The sequence below is a fragment of the Ignatzschineria larvae DSM 13226 genome, assembly GCF_038500265.1.
GTDB classification, from domain to species: Bacteria; Pseudomonadota; Gammaproteobacteria; order Cardiobacteriales; family Wohlfahrtiimonadaceae; genus Ignatzschineria; species Ignatzschineria larvae.
Genome location: NZ_CP150637.1, coordinates 2,188,376 through 2,207,888, shown reverse-complemented (window position 1 = coordinate 2,207,888; position 19,513 = coordinate 2,188,376). Strand labels below are relative to the sequence as shown.

General features: G+C 40.5%; 14 protein-coding genes and 1 riboswitch. Of the genes, 9 read left to right on the top strand and 5 right to left on the bottom strand.

Annotated features, from left to right (window positions below; all coding sequences use genetic code 11):
• The first annotated feature begins 5 nt into the window (after nucleotides 1-5).
• Both WMO13_RS09105 and WMO13_RS09100 read left to right on the top strand, forming a co-directional pair.
• Nucleotides 6-1,202 (top strand): aromatic amino acid transaminase, encoded by a 1,197-nt coding sequence (locus WMO13_RS09105; RefSeq protein WP_026878821.1) that lies wholly within the window; start codon nucleotides 6-8, stop codon nucleotides 1,200-1,202.
• Nucleotides 1,203-1,455: 253 nt separating this feature from the next.
• Nucleotides 1,456-2,547: a biotin--[acetyl-CoA-carboxylase] ligase gene (locus WMO13_RS09100; protein WP_026878820.1), complete on the top strand. Its 1,092-nt coding sequence runs from the start codon at nucleotides 1,456-1,458 to the stop codon at nucleotides 2,545-2,547.
• A gap of 129 nt (nucleotides 2,548-2,676) precedes the next feature.
• Here the strand turns inward: WMO13_RS09100 and WMO13_RS09095 are convergent, their stop codons facing one another.
• The 3 genes from WMO13_RS09095 to hemC are packed head-to-tail and all read right to left on the bottom strand — an operon-like array spanning nucleotide 2,677 to nucleotide 7,458.
• Entirely contained in the window at nucleotides 2,677-4,107 is a 1,431-nt protein-coding gene (locus WMO13_RS09095; RefSeq protein WP_026878819.1) for a heme biosynthesis HemY N-terminal domain-containing protein, read from the bottom strand.
• Nucleotides 4,108-4,109: 2 nt separating this feature from the next.
• On the bottom strand, nucleotides 4,110-6,542 hold the full coding sequence (locus WMO13_RS09090; protein ID WP_026878818.1) for a uroporphyrinogen-III synthase: 2,433 nt from the start codon (nucleotides 6,540-6,542) through the stop codon (nucleotides 4,110-4,112).
• A complete protein-coding gene (gene hemC, locus WMO13_RS09085) occupies nucleotides 6,529-7,458 on the bottom strand; it encodes a hydroxymethylbilane synthase (RefSeq protein ID WP_034855619.1) in 930 nt (309 codons plus the stop codon). The genes WMO13_RS09090 and hemC overlap by 14 nt, the downstream gene beginning before the upstream one ends.
• 280 nt (nucleotides 7,459-7,738) lie before the next feature.
• Here hemC and cmk point away from each other — a divergent pair, with 280 nt between their 5' ends.
• The 3 genes from cmk to WMO13_RS09070 all read left to right on the top strand — a co-directional run bounded on the left by cmk (nucleotide 7,739) and on the right by WMO13_RS09070 (nucleotide 10,889).
• Nucleotides 7,739-8,410, top strand: a complete 672-nt coding sequence (cmk, locus tag WMO13_RS09080; protein WP_026878816.1) for a (d)CMP kinase — start codon at nucleotides 7,739-7,741, stop codon at nucleotides 8,408-8,410.
• Between the two features lie 261 nt (nucleotides 8,411-8,671).
• Nucleotides 8,672-10,339 (top strand): 30S ribosomal protein S1, encoded by a 1,668-nt coding sequence (rpsA, locus tag WMO13_RS09075; RefSeq protein ID WP_026878815.1) that lies wholly within the window; start codon nucleotides 8,672-8,674, stop codon nucleotides 10,337-10,339.
• A gap of 244 nt (nucleotides 10,340-10,583) precedes the next feature.
• A complete protein-coding gene (locus WMO13_RS09070; RefSeq protein WP_026878814.1) occupies nucleotides 10,584-10,889 on the top strand; it encodes an integration host factor subunit beta in 306 nt (101 codons plus the stop codon).
• A gap of 254 nt (nucleotides 10,890-11,143) precedes the next feature.
• Here the strand turns inward: WMO13_RS09070 and WMO13_RS09065 are convergent, their stop codons facing one another.
• Nucleotides 11,144-11,968: a shikimate 5-dehydrogenase gene (locus WMO13_RS09065; protein ID WP_026878813.1), complete on the bottom strand. Its 825-nt coding sequence runs from the start codon at nucleotides 11,966-11,968 to the stop codon at nucleotides 11,144-11,146.
• Nucleotides 11,969-12,113: 145 nt separating this feature from the next.
• Here WMO13_RS09065 and ispD point away from each other — a divergent pair, with 145 nt between their 5' ends.
• The 3 genes from ispD (at nucleotide 12,114) to metG (ending at nucleotide 15,593) form a co-directional block, all read left to right on the top strand.
• Nucleotides 12,114-12,842 (top strand): 2-C-methyl-D-erythritol 4-phosphate cytidylyltransferase, encoded by a 729-nt coding sequence (ispD, locus tag WMO13_RS09060; protein WP_051396203.1) that lies wholly within the window; start codon nucleotides 12,114-12,116, stop codon nucleotides 12,840-12,842.
• The gene (gene ispF / locus WMO13_RS09055) at nucleotides 12,839-13,312 is read left to right on the top strand and encodes a 2-C-methyl-D-erythritol 2,4-cyclodiphosphate synthase (RefSeq protein ID WP_026878811.1); all 474 of its coding nucleotides are present in this window, start codon (nucleotides 12,839-12,841) and stop codon (nucleotides 13,310-13,312) included. Before ispD ends, ispF begins: the two co-directional genes overlap by 4 nt.
• A gap of 160 nt (nucleotides 13,313-13,472) precedes the next feature.
• Complete coding sequence (metG, locus tag WMO13_RS09050; RefSeq protein WP_026878810.1) at nucleotides 13,473-15,593, top strand: methionine--tRNA ligase; 2,121 nt, start codon at nucleotides 13,473-13,475, stop codon at nucleotides 15,591-15,593.
• A 426-nt stretch (nucleotides 15,594-16,019) separates the two neighbouring features.
• On the opposite strand, the gene mgtE is transcribed toward metG, so the two are convergent.
• Nucleotides 16,020-17,021, bottom strand: coding sequence for a magnesium transporter (gene mgtE, locus WMO13_RS09045; RefSeq protein WP_034855616.1), 1,002 nt, complete (start codon nucleotides 17,019-17,021; stop codon nucleotides 16,020-16,022).
• Between the two features lie 188 nt (nucleotides 17,022-17,209).
• Nucleotides 17,210-17,411: riboswitch (M-box (ykoK) riboswitch) on the bottom strand.
• Nucleotides 17,412-17,844: 433 nt separating this feature from the next.
• Between mgtE and WMO13_RS09040 the strand changes: the two genes are divergently transcribed.
• On the top strand, nucleotides 17,845-19,380 hold the full coding sequence (locus WMO13_RS09040) for a helicase HerA-like domain-containing protein (RefSeq protein ID WP_026878809.1): 1,536 nt from the start codon (nucleotides 17,845-17,847) through the stop codon (nucleotides 19,378-19,380).
• The last annotated feature ends 133 nt before the right edge of the window (nucleotides 19,381-19,513 follow it).

Sequence of the window (19,513 nt, the reverse complement as noted above, 5' to 3'; positions counted from 1 at the left end):
AAAAGATGAAACTATTTAATGAAGTACCATTAGCACCTGATGATGCAATTCTAGGGGTTGTAGAGGCTTACAAAAAAGATCCTAGAGATCCAAAAGTCAATTTAAGTATTGGGATCTATTCAGATGCCAATGGCCAAGTGCCGATTTTAAATGCGGTAAAAGCGGCTGAAAAATATCTTTATGAGCATCCTACACCTAAAGTTTATCTACCGATGAGTGGTTTGGGGAGTTATGTTGATTGTGTGCAAAAACTGCTTTTTACCGAAGATCATGCACTCTATCAAGAGAAACGTCTTGCAACGGTACAATCATTAGGCGGAACCGGTGCACTTAAAGTCGGCGCTGATTTTCTTCATACAATTGTGCCAAATAGTACCGTTTATGTCTCTGATCCTACTTGGAATAACCATATTGCGATTTTTGAGGGTGCAGGATTTAAAGTGGCGCGTTATCCTTACTTCGACCCTGAAACTAAAGGCGTTGCTTTTGATAAATTCTATCAATTTATGGAAACATTGCCGGCCAATAGTATCGTCATTTTGCATGCTTGTTGTCATAACCCAACAGGGGCTGATTTAACGACAGAACAGTGGCAGAAAGTTGCGAAGCTCTTTAAAGAGCGCGATTTGATCCCATTTTTGGATATGGCTTATCAAGGATTTTCAAAAGGTATTCGTGAAGATGCTGAATCAATTCATATCTTTGCAGAGCAGAATATCCCGGTCTTTATTGCCACTTCTTTCTCTAAATCATTCTCTCTCTATAGCGAGCGTATTGGCGCATTAACCGTTATTACTTCTGATGCAAAAGAGCAAGAGCGAATTACATCGCAACTTAAAACAATGGTGCGTGCGATCTACTCTTCACCTCCATCATACGGGGCGCAAATCGTTCACTATGTCTTAGCAGATCCCACATTAAGAGCATCTTGGGAGCAAGAGCTGGCTGAGATGCGTGATCGCATTAAGGATATGCGTGCTAAATTTGTGAAGCTTTTAAATAGCAAACAAGATAAAATTGATTTTGAGTTTATTAATCAACAAGCTGGAATGTTTTCTTACTCAGGTCTTAATGCAGATCAAGTAGAGAAAATGAAAAAGGATTACGCTATCTATACAGTTGGTTCTGGTCGAATCTGTATCGCAGCGCTCAATGATCAAAATATTGAACTTGCGGCAGATGCTGTTGTTAATGTACTATAATTAGTATTTATTTCCTGAACAAGAAGGGGAAGTCATGTCAGAAAGTGTATTTTTATATAGATTACCACTCTTTATTATTGGTGGTCTCTGTTTTGTAGGTTGGCTTTTACTATTTAGCGTGATTTTCTTTAGCTAAAATGAGAAGTTGCTTATTGATGGCTGATCAATGTTGAATAGTCATTCAAAATCGTAGAAGAGTGCTCAGTTGAGCGCTCTTTTTTATGGGGTATAGTTAGAGAAAAGGGTAGCAACGATGGGTGAGCAAAAGAATTTAATACAGGAAGTAGAAAAGAATCACGCTATCAATACTCGTATTATTGAAGGGGCTAGCCTGCTTTTTCCTTATCTTTCAGAGCGAGAATCCTATGTATTACCGGCATTATTAATATTCCATCAAATCTCCTTATCACTCGAACAGGCGATAGCAAGTAGTCAATGGTTAGCCAAGCAAAGTGAACTTTTTGAATTTAATCCTGGCGATAGTGATGATCTGAATCCAACAATAACGACACTTAAACGATATCAGCCGCTTGATGAAGCTGAAATTCGTAGTTACCTACCTCAGATTATTAACCAGCAGTGTTATATTTTGAACAACTTTATAACGGAATCTACAAATGCGGATCTATTGATGCTGAATATCGATGCTGCTGAAAAGATTGCCCCAATTGCGATTGCTGTTGCAGAGATGCAACAAAGTGGCAGGGGGCGAAGAGAGAAACAGTGGATTTCTCCATTGGCGGTCAATCTCTATTTTTCCTTGAGAGTAGAATTCCCCTTAACTGCGATGGCTCTTTTACCGAGTCTGAGTGTGCGGGTGGGCATTATTCTATTAGATACGCTGCGTAATATGGGGCTGACAGATATTAAGCTTAAATGGCCTAATGATATTTGGTATCAAAATCGGAAGCTCGCCGGTATTTTAGTGGAAACAAAGATTACAGTTCAAGGGATTGTCGTCGTGATTGGTATTGGTGTTAATAATGATCAACCTCTTACTCAAGCAGTGCAAGCTGCTCAAAATGAGTTAAGTAATAATCCTGCTTGTTGTGAGGAGATTGTGGGGGAACCCATTGATCGCAATATTTTAGTGGCCGCATTAACAACGGCGCTTTATCGCCTGTGGCAAGATGTTGTTAATCCTGATAGAAATCCTGTGGATATTACCCAAATTTGGCCTGATAAGAGCTGTTTTTATGGTCAAGATGTAGCGATCTGGCGCGGGAATGAGTTGTACAGTAAAGGGAGAGAAATTGGGATTAATCGAGATGGAGCACTGCTGGTGCAAACAGAAGAGGGGCTTCAAAGAATTACTTCGAGTGAATTCTCTTTACGAGGACAATAAGGTCAAGAAGGTCAATAAGATGTATGAAAGGAGTTGCCGGAGTGAACTTGCTTAATCTGCTGAAGATATAAAAAATCCTAAGATTCTCAGGAAATCTTAGGATTTAATTTTTATGATGACCTTGTCGATTTATAGCGAGCGACGAGGATCGGGATTGTTGGTTTCTTCTGCCGTATCAGTTGTTGTCTCTGATTCAGGATCAGCATCCATTGTTGTGGCATCTTGCATGTCATCAACAATTTCACCCTCTACGACTTCGATCCCTGCTTTTGCATGACCAAGTTTATCAGTGGATTCAATCAGTAGCTCACCATCTACGACTTTTACATCTTTAGGTCGTTCATTGAGCATGATTGTAATCCCTTGCTGGAAGACCTTTAATGCCCCTTCCTTGTCCCCTTCAGCGAGCAATACTTCCCCGAGTAGCTGATAGGCTTTTGCAAATTGGGAATCAAGCTCAATCGTTTTTAAGAGGTGAGTCTTAGCTTCTTCAAATTGCTGGCTTCTAAAGAGCATATTCGCTAATGTATATTGTGTAATAGCGCTGTCAGGTTGTGTTTCATGGAAACGTTTCGCATGTTTGAGTAATTTAGGCTGATCCCCACGATAGAGATGGGCATAAGCTAAGATTAAGCGATCATTTTGTGTGCGGTTAATCTCTTTACGCAATAATCCTTCTGCTTGTTTGGTATCCCCTACATCAAGCAGACGATTGGCATAATGGATTAAAAGATCAGGGTCATGCTGTAAACCTTTGGGGAGACGATTCCAAACAATTTTAAGTTGATCGGAATCATGACTAATCGTACTTGCATAATCAAAGAGTGCTTTGTAGATATCTTGCGTCAATTGCGTAACATCTTCTGAAGGTGTTAAACGAGGAATTGCTCGCTGTAGATCTGGAAGTAAACGGAATAACTCCTCATTTTTGCCCTGACGTTGCAGTGTAACACCCAGCATGAGCACAGCAGGGAAGCTTTTATGGCGTGAGAGTAGATCTTTGAGAAGCTTTTCAGCTTTATCACTCTCATCTGCCTCGATAAGAATCTCCGCACGTTTAATTTCTGCAATTTCACGATCATGTTTAGATCCAGAAAGATCGATTTCTCGTAAATAACGATCCCGGCGATCTTCTTTGCCTAATAATTGGGCTGCTCGTGCTGCACCTACATAGCAGAGGTTTGGACTTTTACTCCCTTTTGCTGCCGTCAAGAAGAGATCTTCTGCAACATCGGGTTTATTCTCGAGTAACGCGATTTCCGCTTGAGCAAACTTTTTGTCTGCTGTTCGTGCTTTTCGATTAAGTGAAAAACGACGTAAATGGTGTGGTGTTTTAATAATCGTAATCACCACTCGAATAATGACGTAGATAATCAATACTGCAATGGCGGCAAGAAGCAATCCCCCTACGATTGTGGTATGGATTGTCTTTGGGCCAATGATTGGAAAAGTACCGGTAATGAGTACTTGTCCCGTATCATCTTTCACGGTGTAAAAGAGTAAAATGGCGAGGATTGGAATCAGTATAATCCAGCCTAGGGTTTTCAATAATCGTCCCATGATTACGCTCCTTTATACGCTCGAAGGGTTGCTTCGAAATCTGTTAAGGTTCGTTGGATATTTGGCGGTGTTGTATCAAATTTCGCATCAAGCATCCACTGCAATTGCTTCAATGCTTCACGAACATCTGCATTATCTTCATCAAAATAGGTGGTAATCCAAGATTTGACGGTATCTAATGAATGATCAAAGAGATCGAATTGATCCTGTTGCGCTGCGATTTTAGCAGATGTTAATTCGAGCTGAATATTTTGCACTAAGAAGAAACGATCCTCTTTTGCCATAAGCTCAGGCACATCAGCACGTTTATCTTCGATCACAATAAGATGCTTGAGTGAGTTATGAAGCTTATCTCCCCAAGAATTGCCCTCATCAGTAGGCTGATCGAAGATCTCTTTTTTGAGATTCACAAGTGCGCTATCGCTCTTAAGCGGTGCATGCTGTGCAAGTGAGGCTACCTTTTCAAGACGTTCTGTAATCATCATCATATTGACAGGATTGAGTGCTTTCAGATCTGTGATATTAGATTCTAAGAGCTGTTTTGTTTCTGTGAAGTTAATGCTATTAATTTGACCAAGACGATCAATGGCAGTCGTTAAAAGATCCGCAGCACCTTTATAATCTTTATCGTACTCTACTTTTTGTACGGCAATTTTAAGGAGATAATCCACTTCTGTCGTGCGAAGGAGCTCAAGATCAGTAATGCTCTTAATCGTGGTGATCAGCTCTTTCGCTTCATCTAAAACGACTGCTTGTTTGAGATCTTGCTCTGCAAGTTTCTTATCAAAACTATTCGCAATAGTGATCGCCTGATCACTGACTTTAGCGATATTATCAATCTGTGTTGTTTTCTCTTCTAATGCTTGCTGTGCTGTCTTCAGTGTATCGAGTTGACCTTGTAAACCTTTTGCAGATTGTGCCAAAGCATCATTGAGTGAATCATATTTCTGTGCAAGCAGTGTAACTTGTCCTTGAACAGAATCATCGGCAGGATTGGTAGAAGGCGCTTTATTTGCGGTTGCTTTAAGGGCATTCAACTCTGATTGAAGCTTACTGAAGTTTGTAGTGAGTGTTTGCAGATCGCTTTGGCTACTTTGTAATGAGCTTTTAAGTCCTGTGAGCTGGTCATCTTTACCGAGCGTACTTTGATAGTAAGTAAATCCACTAACACCTGCTGCCGCAAGTGCGACTAAGAGTGCAATATAACCAACAACTTTTCCTCCACTGCCAGAGGCGTGTGCTGTTGTTTTTGGAGTGATAGGTGGTGATGTCGAATCTTGATCATTGTCATCAAAATGCTCGTCCTTAGCATCACTGATGTTTTCTTGAGTGATTGCTTCTTTAATATCCCTATTATCATTTGATGTAGCCTCATCCTGCGCTACAGTGTCAACCACGTCTTCTGTTTTTTGCGCTGCTGTAGCTGCCATTTCTGGTGCTTTAGCGTCATCAATCACGACAGCATCTCCTGTTTCAGCTGCGTTTGTTGTGATTTCTGCGGTATTTTCAGAAGAGGTTGCAACTTTATTTTCAGTTGCGCGGTTTTTGTTCTGCTTTTGCTCTTTTTTAGTCATAGAGAGCTCCTTATCATTATCAGATGAGATCGTTAAAGGGGAGTCCAAATTAGGGGTTTGAGAGAGTAATTGCATCTCAATAGCCTGCCAAAGGTCACTTTCAAGTGCCGATTTAGCGACAATAATATTCTCAAATCTCTCTGATTTTACAATGTTTTGCAAACGATCGCTAGCGACAAATACGCCATTTATCGAGGATCGTACGTTATTTTTTGTTATTTCAGGGAGTAAATTATGAAAAGCTTCTTGGCTTGAGATTACAAGGTAGAGTTGTTTATCTGTATTGTTCTGCGTATTTTTGAAAGCCGTAATCGCTGATAGATCCGTATTTACAGGTGCTTTTCGGCAATAGAGGTCGCAATATTGTGCCTTGCCTCCTAGATTAATAATGGCTTTTGCCAATAATCGGCGTCCGCCTTCACCACTCATAATGAGGACTGATCGGTTTTTTACAAGGTGCTTCTTCTTGAGTAATGCAATTAACGCCTCAGAGGTATAAGGCTTCGGCGCGGTAATAATCCCGGTCTGCGTTAGGAATGCCCGCAGGGCACGTTCGGTACCCCGGCCAAGCGCTATACAGCCTTTAATTTTATCAAAGGGAATCTGGAAATAATCGGCATATTTAACAGCATTCGGACTTGTAAAGAGTAGATAATCATATTGTGTTATCTGCGCCTTAGTCTGTTCAATTTCAGCGGTATGCGTGGAGGGTTCAATGGTAAAACCCGGCAATGAGAATGCGTGCATTCCACTCTGAGTGATCTTTTCTATTAGCCATAGACCTTGTCCTTCAGGGCGTGTGATAATAATGCCGATCTCTGAAGGGGAAAGGTTACTATGAGATTGCTTAAGCTTGTCCATAGATCTTGTCCAGAATCTCTTTCGCTCCCTGCGCTAATAGATGATCGGCAAGTGCCGTTCCAATGGCTTCAGCATCTTCAGGGCGTCCTGTGATTTCATGGAATAAAATAGTGCCATGATCTAAGTCGCCGACTAATCCACGAAGATAGAGGCCTGACTCCGTTAATTGTGCAAATCCGGCAATGGGTGCTTGGCAACCGCCGTTGAGTCTTGCATTAAATGCTCGTTCAGCCTTAACACAAATCGCAGTATCAGGGTCATTAAGCGTCATAATGAGCTTTAACACCGCTTCATTATCTGATTTACACTCAATGCCAATGGCGCCTTGTCCCACTGCCGGTAGAGAGACTGTATCAGCTAGATACTCACTAATTTGATCTTCAAAACCAAGGCGTTTAAGTCCTGCCGCTGCAAGAATAATGGCATCAAATTCGCCATTATCGAGTTTTTGTAAACGAGTATTGACGTTGCCTCGTAAGTCTTTTAGGACGAGATCAGGGCGTAGTGCCTGAATCTGTGCTCGGCGACGTAGCGAGCAAGAGCCAACGATAGCCCCATGCGGTAGTGATTCAAGAGAAGTGTAGCGCCTTGACACCAGCGCATCTCGGGGGTCTTCTCGCTTCATAACGACCGGTACAGATAATCCATCAGGTAACTGAGATGCCATAGGGACATCTTTCATAGAATGTACCGCAATATCGGCATGGCCTTCTAACATGGCAACTTCAAGCTCTTTGATAAAGAGCCCTTTTCCACCAATTTTACTGAGTGGAGAAGAGAGAAGCTGATCGCCTTTCGTGGTCATTCCTAGAAGTTCTACTTGTAGATCTGGGAAGTGCTTTAGAAGCGTTGTTTTTACATGATTGGCTTGCCAAAGAGCAAGAGGGCTTTCGCGCGTTGCAATGGTTAATTTCATGAAATAGATCCTATTAGTGTTTTGTAATCATAGTGGCTAAAAGTCAGGGGTAAAACCACGCTTTCATTCAAAATATGCTACATTTAACAATGTGTTTATATGTATTGATATACATATTTTATGTACGTCTTTATATTACTTATTTATTGAAAATTAATATGCATATTAGGATAGCATAAAGTGGACAATAATAGTGCTTTCATGGATGGAAAGTTCCTGAAAAAGCGCAGTGACAGAATTTTTCATAAAAAATAGATTTCATAAAAACTAGGATAGATCTATGCAAAATATTATTACAGTAGATGGCCCAAGTGGGGTCGGGAAGGGCACTTTATCATTGCAGTTGGCGCAAAAGCTCGGTTGGCATTTTTTAGATTCTGGCGCGATTTATCGGGCATTGGCTATTTTTGCACAATCTCAAAATATCGACCTTGAAGCAGAAGATAAGGTAGCTGATCTTGCTGTGAATCTACCTTTAACCTTTAAGATCGAAGATGAAGTGTTGGAGATCTATCTGGGTGTGGAAAAAGTGACCGGTAAAGTACGGGCTGAAACGACGGGAAATATGGCATCGATTGTTGCGAAACACCCTAAAGTTCGCAGTCATTTATTGCAGCGACAACGAGATTTTGCGCAGGATCCGGGGCTTATTGCTGATGGTCGAGATATGGGAACGGTGGTCTTTCCTTCAGCGCCTTTGAAGCTTTTTTTGACAGCGAGTGCGAAAGAGCGAGCAAAAAGACGGCATAAACAGTTGTTAGAAAGCGGTATTTGCGCTAATATAGAGCAGATTTTATCCGAGGTAGAAGCAAGAGATGAGCGAGATCGGACGCGGTCAGCCTCGCCTTTAGTGCCTGCAGAGGATGCACTCATTATTGATACTTCCCACTTAACGGTGGCAGAGGTTTTACAAAAAGCGTGGGATGCGGTTGTAGAGCGATTCCCTAATTAGTCGATTTGTAACAATGCATTAGCTCAATATGAGTAATGTACATTTATTAATGTATGCATTTCATTGTAGCGGATTATAGGTATTCATCTTGTAATTTCTAGGATAAAAAGCAGGTTTCATAGATCAGTTCGCGGGATAATCTCATTTGATCTATGATTTTTTATTACCCTTAAACAAGTCGTAGGCAGATCACAGCGATCTTTGAAACGATAGAATCGAGATCCTATCTGATCCAACGTGGCCTATGCATTTTAAATATATATGTCATTAAGTTTTGCAGATTTATTTGAACAATCAATTGCCGAAGAACAAGCACGTGAAATCGGTGGAATTATTAAAGCAACAGTTGTCAAAATCGAAAATGGTTTTGTCATTGTTGATGCTGGCCTTAAAAGTGAAGGTCGTATCCCTGCTGAACAATTTCAAGATTTGAATGGTGAGTTAGAAGTTCAAGTTGGCGATAAAGTTGATGTTGTCCTTGAATCACTTGAAGATGGTTTCGGTGAAACACGTCTTTCTCGTGAGAAAGCGAAACGTGCAGAAGTTTGGGCGTTCCTTGAGAAAAAACTTGAAAATGATGAAATCATTAAAGGTGTTATCTCTGGTCGCGTTAAAGGTGGTTTCACTGTGGATATCGGTACAGAGCGCGCGTTCTTACCAGGTTCATTAGTAGATGTTCGCCCTGTTCGTGATATCGCTTACCTCGAAGGTAAAGAGCTTGAGCTTAAAGCCATTAAGCTTGATCAAAAGCGTAACAACATCGTTGTTTCACGCCGTGCGGTACTTGAAGAAGAGTATTCTGCAGAACGTGAAGAGCTTCTCAAAAATCTTGAGGAAGGCGATGTGGTTAAAGGTGTGGTTAAAAACCTCACTGATTACGGTGCGTTTATTGACCTTGGCGGTATCGATGGCCTTCTTCATATCACTGATATGGCTTGGAAACGTGTTCGTCATCCTTCTGAAATTGTTGAAATTAACCAAGAGATCGAAGTTAAACTTCTTAAGTTTGACAAAGAGCGTAACCGTGTATCTCTAGGTCTTAAACAACTTGGTGAAGATCCATGGAAAGATATCGCAATGCGCTTCCCAGCGGGACTTCAAACTAAAGGTAAAGTGACTAACATCACTGATTACGGTTGTTTCGTTGAGATCGAGCCTGGTATCGAAGGTCTTGTTCACGTTTCTGAAATGGATTGGACGAATAAAAACGTTAACCCTTCTAAAGTTGTTACAGCGGGAGAAGAAGTGGGCGTAGTTGTTCTTGATATCGATGAAGAACGTCGCCGTATCTCTCTTGGTATGAAACAATGTATGCCTAATCCATGGGAAGAGTTTGCGGTTAAATACAACAAAAATGATCGTATCAGCGGCACGATCAAGTCAATTACTGATTTCGGTATCTTTATCGGTCTCGAAGGTGGTATTGATGGCCTTGTGCACTTATCGGATATCTCTTGGAGCATGCCAGGGGAAGAAGCGATTCGTGATTATAACCGTGGCGATGAGATCGAAGCAATGGTATTAGCAGTAGATGCTGATCGTGAACGTATCTCTCTTGGTATCAAACAACTTGATCAAGACCCATTCTCTTCATTCTTAGCAGAACATGAGAAAGGTTCATTAGTGAAAGGTGTTGTTACTGAAGTTGACGCAAAATATGCAGTTGTTGATCTTGGTGATGGTGTTGAAGGTAACCTTCGCGCATCAGAGATCTCTTCAGAGCGCGTTGAAGACGTTCGTAACGTTTACAATGTTGGCGATGAAGTTGAAGCACGTTTCGTGAGCGTTGATCGTCGTAACCGTTCAATCGTTCTCTCTGTAAAAGCAGTGGACGAAGTAAGTGCACAAGATATCGCTGAGTATGCAAATGACCAACAAGTGGGTGCAACATTGGGTGATCTCTTAAAAGAGCAATTGAAACAACAATAATAGTTTGGAGTTTTTTTAGAACTATAAATTGTAAAAAAATGTAATAAAGAGGCCATGAGAGCAAGTTTCTCATGGCCTTCTCTTTTGATGACTTTGATTTCAAAACAAAAAAAATAGTAGAATCCTGTTTTCAGATCTTGCGGAATCGCGTGATAAATTGTATTATTTATCAAAATATACATATATTTACCAAATATCAATATTTTTATGGAGCATAACGCATGAATTTCAAGGAGAAAATGCTGTGACAAGATCAGAATTAGTCCAAAAACTTAGCGCAAAATACCCTCATTGTTCAGTTTCTGAAATTGAGAAGAGTGTTAAGAAAATTTTAGAACATATTACAGATACATTAGGAAAGGGTGGGCGCATCGAAATTCGTGGCTTTGGTAGCTTTTCTGTTCGCTACCGTGAGCCTAAAATTGGCCGTAATCCTAAAACGGGGGATGCAGTAAAATTAAGCGGTAAATACACAACGCATTTTAAACCAGGTAAGTTATTGCGTGAAAGAGTAGATGAAAGTCGTGAGCATTTTCCTTTACAAAAATAGGTCTCTATAAAGGTTTAACTATCATTGCAGGAAGAATGATGAGCGTAGGGCGTTACGAGTAATAATGACTGAATTCAATAGTTGTTGAGATTGAATGTTCGGAGTTATCTGTAAACCTCAGTTTTAGAAACTGAGGTTTTTTTATTGATGTTTTAGAGTGGTATCGATATATTGGATAAAGAGTATAAGCAGATAAATGTTACAAAAACAACTTTGTGAGAGTAGTAATTAGGTTAGATTGAGCTTATATTGATTTAAGCTAGGTCTCTTGCAAAGCTTGATGCCTCTTTTACTAGATCTAAAGAGGGGCGAATGCCTGTATAGAGCACAAACTGTTCTATGGCTTGAATGACGGCGATATCTGCACCGCTAATGATGATTTTATTGAGCTGTTGTGCGAGTTTAATCATCGGTGTTTCTACAGGGAGTGCTACAACATCAAAGATGATAGAAGCATGCTCGATATTCTCTTGAGTAAAGGCAAGATCATTGACCTCTTCGCCTCCTTGCATGCCTAGTGGGGTAACATTGATAAGCATCATTGCTTGCACTTTTTTGAGAGAGGGTTCCGTGGCGCTATAAGAGAATTGATAGAGTTCTGCAAGATCTTGCCCTTTTTGCTTGTTTCGGGCAACAATTGTGCCATTTTTAAAACCTTGATGATAGAGCGCACCTGCTACCGCTTTTGCCATTCCTCCACTTCCCTTGAGAATAAAAGGGGTATCAGGCGATATTTGATTCTTTTTAAGAAGTTCAACTACGGCAATATAATCTGTATTATAGGCAAAGAGTTCTCCGTCATTATTAACAATAGTATTGATAGAATCAATGGCTGCTGCTGAGTGGTCGATCTGATCGACTAAGGGGATCACCGCTTCTTTAAAGGGCATAGAGATTGCACAGCCTCTAATACCTAAAGCACGAACCCCTTTAATAGCATCTTCAATATTGCGAGTAGAGAAAGCTTTGTAGATATAATCGAGTTCTAATTGTTGATAAAGGTAATTATGAAAGAATGTCCCAAAGTTGCCGGGGCGGCCGGAGAGAGAGATGCAGAGCTGAGTATTCTTATTAATCATCATCATTCCCTTGTATTTTAAAGTAGCGCTTAAAAAGTGTGATAAAAAAGTATCTGTTTCATCATAGGGGATATTGGGAGATTGATAAAGAGAAATGAGGAGAGAAGTTAACGATGATCACTTTATATCAAGGTAGGAAGCATTAATGGTAGAGAAAGTAGCGATGCCAGAAATTTATTTTGTCATCCCCGCGGCGGGAGTAGGAAGTCGAATGGGAGCAGATTGCCCTAAGCAATACTTAATGCTTGCCGGGAAGAGCGTGCTCTATCATACGCTCTCTCTCTTCTTATCGGTAGATGCCATTGCCGGGGGAGTGGTTGTACGGTCTCAGGGAGATTCAACACCTTTGCCGCTTGAAAGTGAGCGATTATGGGAGACAATCGGAGGAGAAACTCGAACAGCGTCCGTCACTGCTGGGCTTCAGTATTTGGCTAATCGGTTATCGAAAGCAGGGAAGTCTCTCGATGATGCTTGGGTCCTGGTGCACGATGCGGCAAGACCTGGATTAAAATCTTCGGAATTAACCCTCTTTTGTGAGCATTTAGTATCAACGCAACCAGAAGCTGGATTGATTATGGCGATGCCGGCACAAGATACGGTGAAGAGAGCGGATACTGCTGGAAGAATTATACACACGGAAGATCGTTCAACGTTATGGTTAGCACAAACCCCACAAGCAGCGAAGCTGAATCTATTGCTCGAGGCAAGTGAAAAAATCTTAAAGGATGGCGTAAATGTCACAGATGAAGCTTCAATTTTGGAGTATAATGGCCTATTTCCCCAACTATATCGAGGTTATAGCCATAATTTGAAGATCACTTACCCTGAGGATCTTGAATTAATGCGCCTCTATTTTACAGCGAGAGAAGTATGAGGATAGGATTTGGATTTGACGTTCACACGTTTGAAGAGGGTGATCATTTGATGATTGGTGGTGTACGAATCCCCTTTCACAAAAAATTTAAAGCGCATTCAGATGGTGATGTTGTCTTACACGCTTTAACAGATGCCATTTTAGGTGCGGCAAAAGCGGGGGATATAGGGACATTATTCCCTGATACAGATCCCGCTTTTAAAGGTGCAGATAGTCGAGTATTGCTAAAACAAGCCTATAAGTTGGTATTTGATAAAGGTTATCGAATTGGCAATATCGATATTACAGTACTCGCAGAGCGCCCTAAAATTTTACCACATCGAGAAGCGATTGAGCAGATTATCGCCGGAGATTTAGCGATTTCAATGAATGATATCAACGTTAAAGCAACGACGATGGAAAAGATGGGATTTGTCGGTCGAGAAGAGGGGATTGCCGCACAAGTCGCTGTATTATTGATAGAACGATAACTCTTGATCGCTGAGCATTTATTGATTAGCTCGGCTATGAATAGATTCAATAGAAAATTCAATAGAAGATTCAATAATAAATTAGTGCATAAGCACTCATTTTGCTAATGTGAGTATAGATCGCATCCACATTACACAGATAAATAGGAATTAGTAGAGTATGCAACAAAAGAGAGAGATTTTAGTGACAAATGCTTTGCCCTTTGCCAATGGTGATATCCATTTAGGGCATCTTTTAGGTTATACCCAAGCGGATATTTGGGTACGCTTTCAGCGGTTATTAGGCAATGATGTGTACTATATCTGTGCAGATGATACTCATGGTACACCGATTATGCTTAAAGCCGACTCTTTAGGGATTACCCCAGAAGAATTGATTGCAAAAGCCCATGCGGCGCACTCTGCTGATTTTGATAGTTTCTATATTAACTTTGATAATTACTACACGACTCACTCAAAAGAGAATCAAGCTTTAGTAGAAGAGATCTATCTTGCGCTTCAAGCAGAAAATCTCATTGAAACGAAGACAATTGAGCAGTTTTATGATGAAACTCGAAAAATGTTCTTGCCCGATCGTTTTATCAAAGGCGAATGCCCGAAATGCCATGCAAAAGATCAATATGGGGATAACTGTGAAGTGTGTGGTGCTACCTATCGCCCGACTGAGCTCATCAATCCATTCTCTGTAGTCACTGGTAAAACGCCGGTAATGCGTCCTTCGGAGCACTTCTTCTTTAAACTCTCAGATCCTCGTTGTGTGGCGTTCTTGCGGAAGTTCTTAGAAGATAAATCCCGTCTGCAACCTGAAGCTGCGAATAAAATGCGTGAATGGATTGGAGAAGAGGGGGATTGTAAGCTTTCTGATTGGGATATCTCTCGAGATGCGCCCTATTTTGGTTTTCCGATTCCGAATGCCGAGAACAAATATTTCTATGTTTGGTTAGATGCCCCGATCGGTTATTTTGCTTCTTTCAAAAACTATTGCGATAAAACTGGTGGCATTGAGTTTGATCGTTTTGTCAAACGAGAAGCAGCAAAAGAAGCCGGGACAGAGATGGTACATTTTATCGGGAAAGATATTATGTATTTCCATACGCTCTTTTGGCCGGCAATGCTCAATTTTTCAGGTCATCGTGTGCCCTCACAATATGCGATCAATGGTTTCTTAACGGTTGATGGTTCTAAAATGAGTAAATCTCGAGGGACTTTTATTACGGCAAATTCTTATATTAGTCAAAATTTAGATCCTGAATGGTTGCGTTACTATTTTGCCGCTAAATCAAGTGCGGCAATCGATGATTTTGATCTCAATTTAGAAGATTTTGTGAATCGTGTGAATGCAGATTTGATCGGTAAATATATCAATATCGCCTCTCGAACTAGCCGTTTTATTGCGAAAGAATTTGAGAATACTTTGGGGAACATTGCACCTGAAACGGTATCGCTGATTGCTTCATTAAAAGAGCGCGCACCCCGTATTCAAGCGGGTTTTGAACAACGTAATTTTGCGGCAAGTTTGCGGGAAATTTCTCAAGCGTGTGATGCAGTGAATGAGCACTTTGACCAAATGAAGCCGTGGGAAGTGGCAAAGGATGAGAGTAAGCGAGAATTACTTCAAAATCTCTGTACGGGCTATTTAGAAACCTTTAGAATTTTGACGCTCTATCTCAAGCCGGTGATTCCTGTAGTGGCTGCGCGCGTAGAATCTTTCCTCAATATTGCACCGCTCTCTTATGCTGATTTAGAGCAAGGATTGAAAGTTGGGCATCAAGTGGAGCCCTATACTCATTTGATGACACGTTTAAATCGTAAAGATCTCGATCTTTTAATCGAAGCGAATAAAGAAGCATTGAGTACAGAGCGTAAAGACAGTGCGCAGTCTGCGAAATCCGATAAAGTTAAAGCAGATAAAGAGAAATCAACTCAAGAGAAAGGCGCTCAAGCAGCCGGGGACTATATTACAATCGATGATTTTGCGAAAGTCGATCTGCGTTTAGGGAAGGTCCTAGAGTGTGATTTCCTAGAGGGCTCCGATAAATTACTTACTTTCCAAGTGGATTTAGGGGAAGCGCGTCCTCGGACAATTTTCTCAGGGATTCGTAAGTTCTATGAGGATCCTGCGGCTCTAGTTGGAACTTATGTGGTGGTTGTGGCGAATTTAGCGCCCCGTAAGATGCGTTTTGGTGTAAGCGAGGGAATGATTTTATCGGCCTCTAAAGATGAATCATTAGCACTTTTAACGTCATTAGGTGAGTTAAAGCCCGGCGCAAAAATCTCATAAGATGTAAGAGTGATAGCATCATAAGATCCTCACTAAAGAGAGTGTTTTACCTTTTGATGCTTTTATGGCTGAGCTTTTATGAATTAAGAATAAAAAAATCCCAAAGTGTTGAGCTTTGGGATTTTACATATTGCAGTAAAAAATACTACTGTAAAAAATATTATCGGCTTATGGTTATTGTTATGAATGCCTAGGACTAAAAAGGTGTAAGTAATAGCGCATTCATCAAATATGTCATAGCTGGTAGGCTATATGAGAATCTTGATATTACCTACGATTTTTACCCAATGATCGTGAAGAAGAGACGTTTGGTAAAGATTGCGCTTCTTATGGAGAACACGATATATATTCATTGAGTAAAAATAAGGGTTACCTTTTCAGGTAGTATTTGATAGAGGTTAAACTGATTACTGTTTAGTATAAGTATTAGCTTAAAGTCATAAATGCACTTGCAATACCGAAGTAGATAAAGACACCGACAATATCACAAATAGAGGTGATAAGCGGTCCACTTGCTGTTGCAGGGTCCATTTTTAATTTACTGAAGATAAATGGAAGTGAAAGGCCGATTAAGCTACCGATCATAACAACACCCACCATTGTTAAGGCTACCACAAAGGCAATTTCAGGGCCACCGCGGTAGATACCGATGAGGGAAACCGCAAGCGCCATCGTAAATCCCAGTAGGCCTGATACAAGGATCTCTTTACTGATCATCTTAAACCAGTCTTTCATGCGTACTTCCCCTAATGCCATTGCACGAATCACAAGTGTTGCAGACTGAGCACCGGCATTACCGCCACTATCGACGAGCAGTGGCAAGAAGAAGACAAGGGCAACATTACTCTCAATCAACTCTTCAAATGTGGCAATTCCGGCACCTGAAAAGATATTCATAAAGACGAGAATAATCAACCAAGCAACCCGTTTACGGTAGAGAAGGCCGATCGTCGCAGTGAGGATGTTTTGACTATCGAAATCATCACTTTTGATCGAAGCCATACGATAGATATCTTCCGTACCCTCTTGTTCCATAACATCAAGCATTTGATCCATATGGATAACACCGAGGAGGTGTTGAGAGTAATCTACGACAGGAATCGTCACTAGCTCAGTTTCTTGGAATAGCTGTGCAACCTGTTCTTGGTCGATATCAGGAGATAAGGTTTTGATCTTAGTCTTCATGATCTCTTGGAGTGTTGCGTCCCCTTTCGCAGCTAAAAGCTCCCGAATAGCGATTACGCCGGCCAATAATTTATCGTCATTTAAGACATAGATGTAATGAATATCTTCCCGTTGATAGAGTGTTTTACGAAGATAATCGATGGTTTGATCAACGGTATCTCTCATAGGGAGAGTGATGAAGTCATCTGACATCATTGACCCCGCGGTCTCGATGCCAAATTTTTGATTGCGGTCTTGTACCATTAGCTTAACTCCTATCTTTTATTTGCATAAATTATATTTTGTTAAGCGTAGCTGGGCGCCTCAGCCAACGCAGGTATCCATGAGCAAAGAGCGAATAGATGATCAGTCTATTTTTGAGATCGAAAAAAACACCCAACCACAGTGTGAGGAGGGTGTTTTATGCCACAAAGCGATCGGCTTTGCTGGCGATCTCTCCTCTTTCGTACAGCTTTAGCACTATATGGCATGAAAGTGAGTCATGATCTAATCTATAAATAGATCAAAAATGATACTTTCGGCTACATTAGATACTGCCTTAGCTCGACAGTTTCTGCTGACCCGTTGGTGTCTCTCGACGTTTCTGGGCAGTAGCTTGCCTCCATATAGGAGCCTCACCTAACGAGGATAGTTAATAAGCGATTATCATATGATCGTACATCTTATTAACACAAAATAATTTGAGGGCGCATTATCACCTATAAAAGATTTATTATCAAGAGTTAATTAGTATTACTATAAATTTTATAGGGGTAAAAAATTTAATATACTGTTTTTTAAAGAAAAATATTTTTTATCATTCTTTTTCTATTGAATCTCTGTAGGTACCCGATTTTTTTATTCAAAGTATTATTCAAAACGAACTATTGAGTGAAACTTTCAAGAAATAATTAAAATTTATTATTAAATACAGTAAATCATCCCTTATTTACGCTTTATTTAGTACAATTTTCCTTTGTTTATCAATGGCAAATTACGGTCATAGAATAAGTTATAGAAATTCAATGTAGAAATTAAATTTAGAATTTAGAAATTAGATTTAGACATATCGCACAAGGAGATCCTTATGAGTAATGGTTATCCGCTCTTAATCGGCAAAACTGCAGATCATCAAGAGCTTAATTTATTATCGAATTTAGCAAACCGCCATGGTTTAATTACAGGTGCCACAGGGACGGGAAAGACGGTCACGTTGCAAAAATTAGCAGAGAGTTTTTCTAAAATTGGCGTCCCTGTCTTTATGGCGGATGTTAAAGGGGATCTCTCTGGAATTGCTGCTGCAGGTACCATTAACCCCAAATTGCAAGAGAGATTAGATGCAACGGGGTATACTGATTGGGATCCTCATGATAATCCTGTTACTTTTTGGGATGTATTTGCCGAAAAAGGACACCCGATTAGGGCAACGGTGTCTGATATGGGGCCTCTTATCCTTGGACAGTTAATGGGGCTCAATGAGATTCAACTTGGTATTTTAAATATTATTTTTAAAGTCGCCGATGATAACGGTCTACTGCTCATTGATTTTAAAGATCTTAGAGCAATGACACGTTATGTGGCAGATAATGCGAAATCTTTACAAAAAGAGTATGGTAATATCGCTTCTGCCTCTATTGGCGCGATTCAAAGAGGATTATTGCAGTTAGAGATGGAAGGCGCTGAACTCTTTTTTGGCGAGCCTAATCTTGATATTTTTGATTTTATGCGTGAAAGCAACGGGCGAGGGATGATTAATATTCTCTCGGCGGAGAAGCTATATCATCAACCTAAACTCTATGCGATGTTTTTACTCTGGACAATGTCAGAGTTATTTGAAAGATTACCGGAAGTGGGTGATATGGAGAAACCTAAAATTGTCTTCTTTTTTGATGAGGCACATCTCCTTTTTAAAGATGCTCCGAAAGCATTGCTCGACAAAATTGAGCAGGTCGTTCGCCTTATTCGTTCAAAAGGGGTGGGAATTTACTTTATTTCCCAAACGCCTTTAGATATTCCGGATAATATTTTAGGGCAGTTAGGCAACCGTATTCAACATGCATTAAGAGCCTTTACACCACGAGATCAAAAGGCTGTAAAAGCAGCCGCTCAAACGATGCGCGCGAATCCTAATTTTGATGCAGAAACAGCGATAGGTGAGCTTGGTACAGGGGAAGCTTTGATTTCATTTTTAGGGGGAAAGGGTGCCCCGAATATTGTCGAGCGTGCTTTTATTTTAGCACCCGAGTCTAGAATGGGGATATTAACACCAGCGGAGATTAATACGATTATTAATCAATCATCTATCTATGGACGTTATGAGGAGATGATTGATCGTGAATCTGCTTATGAGTTACTTGAAAAAGCTGAATTAGAGGCGGCGAAAGAAGCAGAGATCGCTGCGACTTTGCAAACACGAGCAGAGCAAGCGGAGAATACTCCAACAGGAAATGCTCAATCTACAGATAGCGGTTTATTGGGTATGTTAAAAACGTTTCTCTTTGGCTCAACTGGCCCAAGAGGTGGAAAACAAGAGGGATTAGTGCAACAGACTAGTAAACAATTGATGCGACAATTGAGCAATGAGATTGTTCGTGGCACATTAGGCGGTCGAAAACGGCGATAAGTATAAGTGCTGTAATTTATGGTGATCAGTAAGATTGGAAGTACCCTAAGAGCTTAATTTTTTTAGGGTATTTTTTTATGTTGATACAATCGAATTTATTTTGATCTTATTGATTTTGTGCAAAAATAATAAT

Bases quoted from the DNA above. Each gene is read 5' to 3' on its own strand.
- rpsA (WP_026878815.1), top strand. From the start codon at position 8,672: ATGTCATTAAGTTTTGCAGATTTATTTGAACAATCAATTGCCGAAGAA.
- WMO13_RS09065 (WP_026878813.1), bottom strand. From the start codon at position 11,968: ATGATTAATAAGAATACTCAGCTCTGCATCTCTCTCTCCGGCCGCCCC.
- ispF (WP_026878811.1), top strand. From the start codon at position 12,839: ATGAGGATAGGATTTGGATTTGACGTTCACACGTTTGAAGAGGGTGAT.
- WMO13_RS09090 (WP_026878818.1), bottom strand. From the start codon at position 6,542: ATGGACAAGCTTAAGCAATCTCATAGTAACCTTTCCCCTTCAGAGATC.
- hemC (WP_034855619.1), bottom strand. From the start codon at position 7,458: ATGAAATTAACCATTGCAACGCGCGAAAGCCCTCTTGCTCTTTGGCAA.
- WMO13_RS09040 (WP_026878809.1), top strand. From the start codon at position 17,845: ATGAGTAATGGTTATCCGCTCTTAATCGGCAAAACTGCAGATCATCAA.
- mgtE (WP_034855616.1), bottom strand. From the start codon at position 17,021: ATGGTACAAGACCGCAATCAAAAATTTGGCATCGAGACCGCGGGGTCA.
- metG (WP_026878810.1), top strand. From the start codon at position 13,473: ATGCAACAAAAGAGAGAGATTTTAGTGACAAATGCTTTGCCCTTTGCC.
- cmk (WP_026878816.1), top strand. From the start codon at position 7,739: ATGCAAAATATTATTACAGTAGATGGCCCAAGTGGGGTCGGGAAGGGC.
- WMO13_RS09105 (WP_026878821.1), top strand. From the start codon at position 6: ATGAAACTATTTAATGAAGTACCATTAGCACCTGATGATGCAATTCTA.
- ispD (WP_051396203.1), top strand. From the start codon at position 12,114: ATGGTAGAGAAAGTAGCGATGCCAGAAATTTATTTTGTCATCCCCGCG.
- WMO13_RS09095 (WP_026878819.1), bottom strand. From the start codon at position 4,107: ATGGGACGATTATTGAAAACCCTAGGCTGGATTATACTGATTCCAATC.
- WMO13_RS09100 (WP_026878820.1), top strand. From the start codon at position 1,456: ATGGGTGAGCAAAAGAATTTAATACAGGAAGTAGAAAAGAATCACGCT.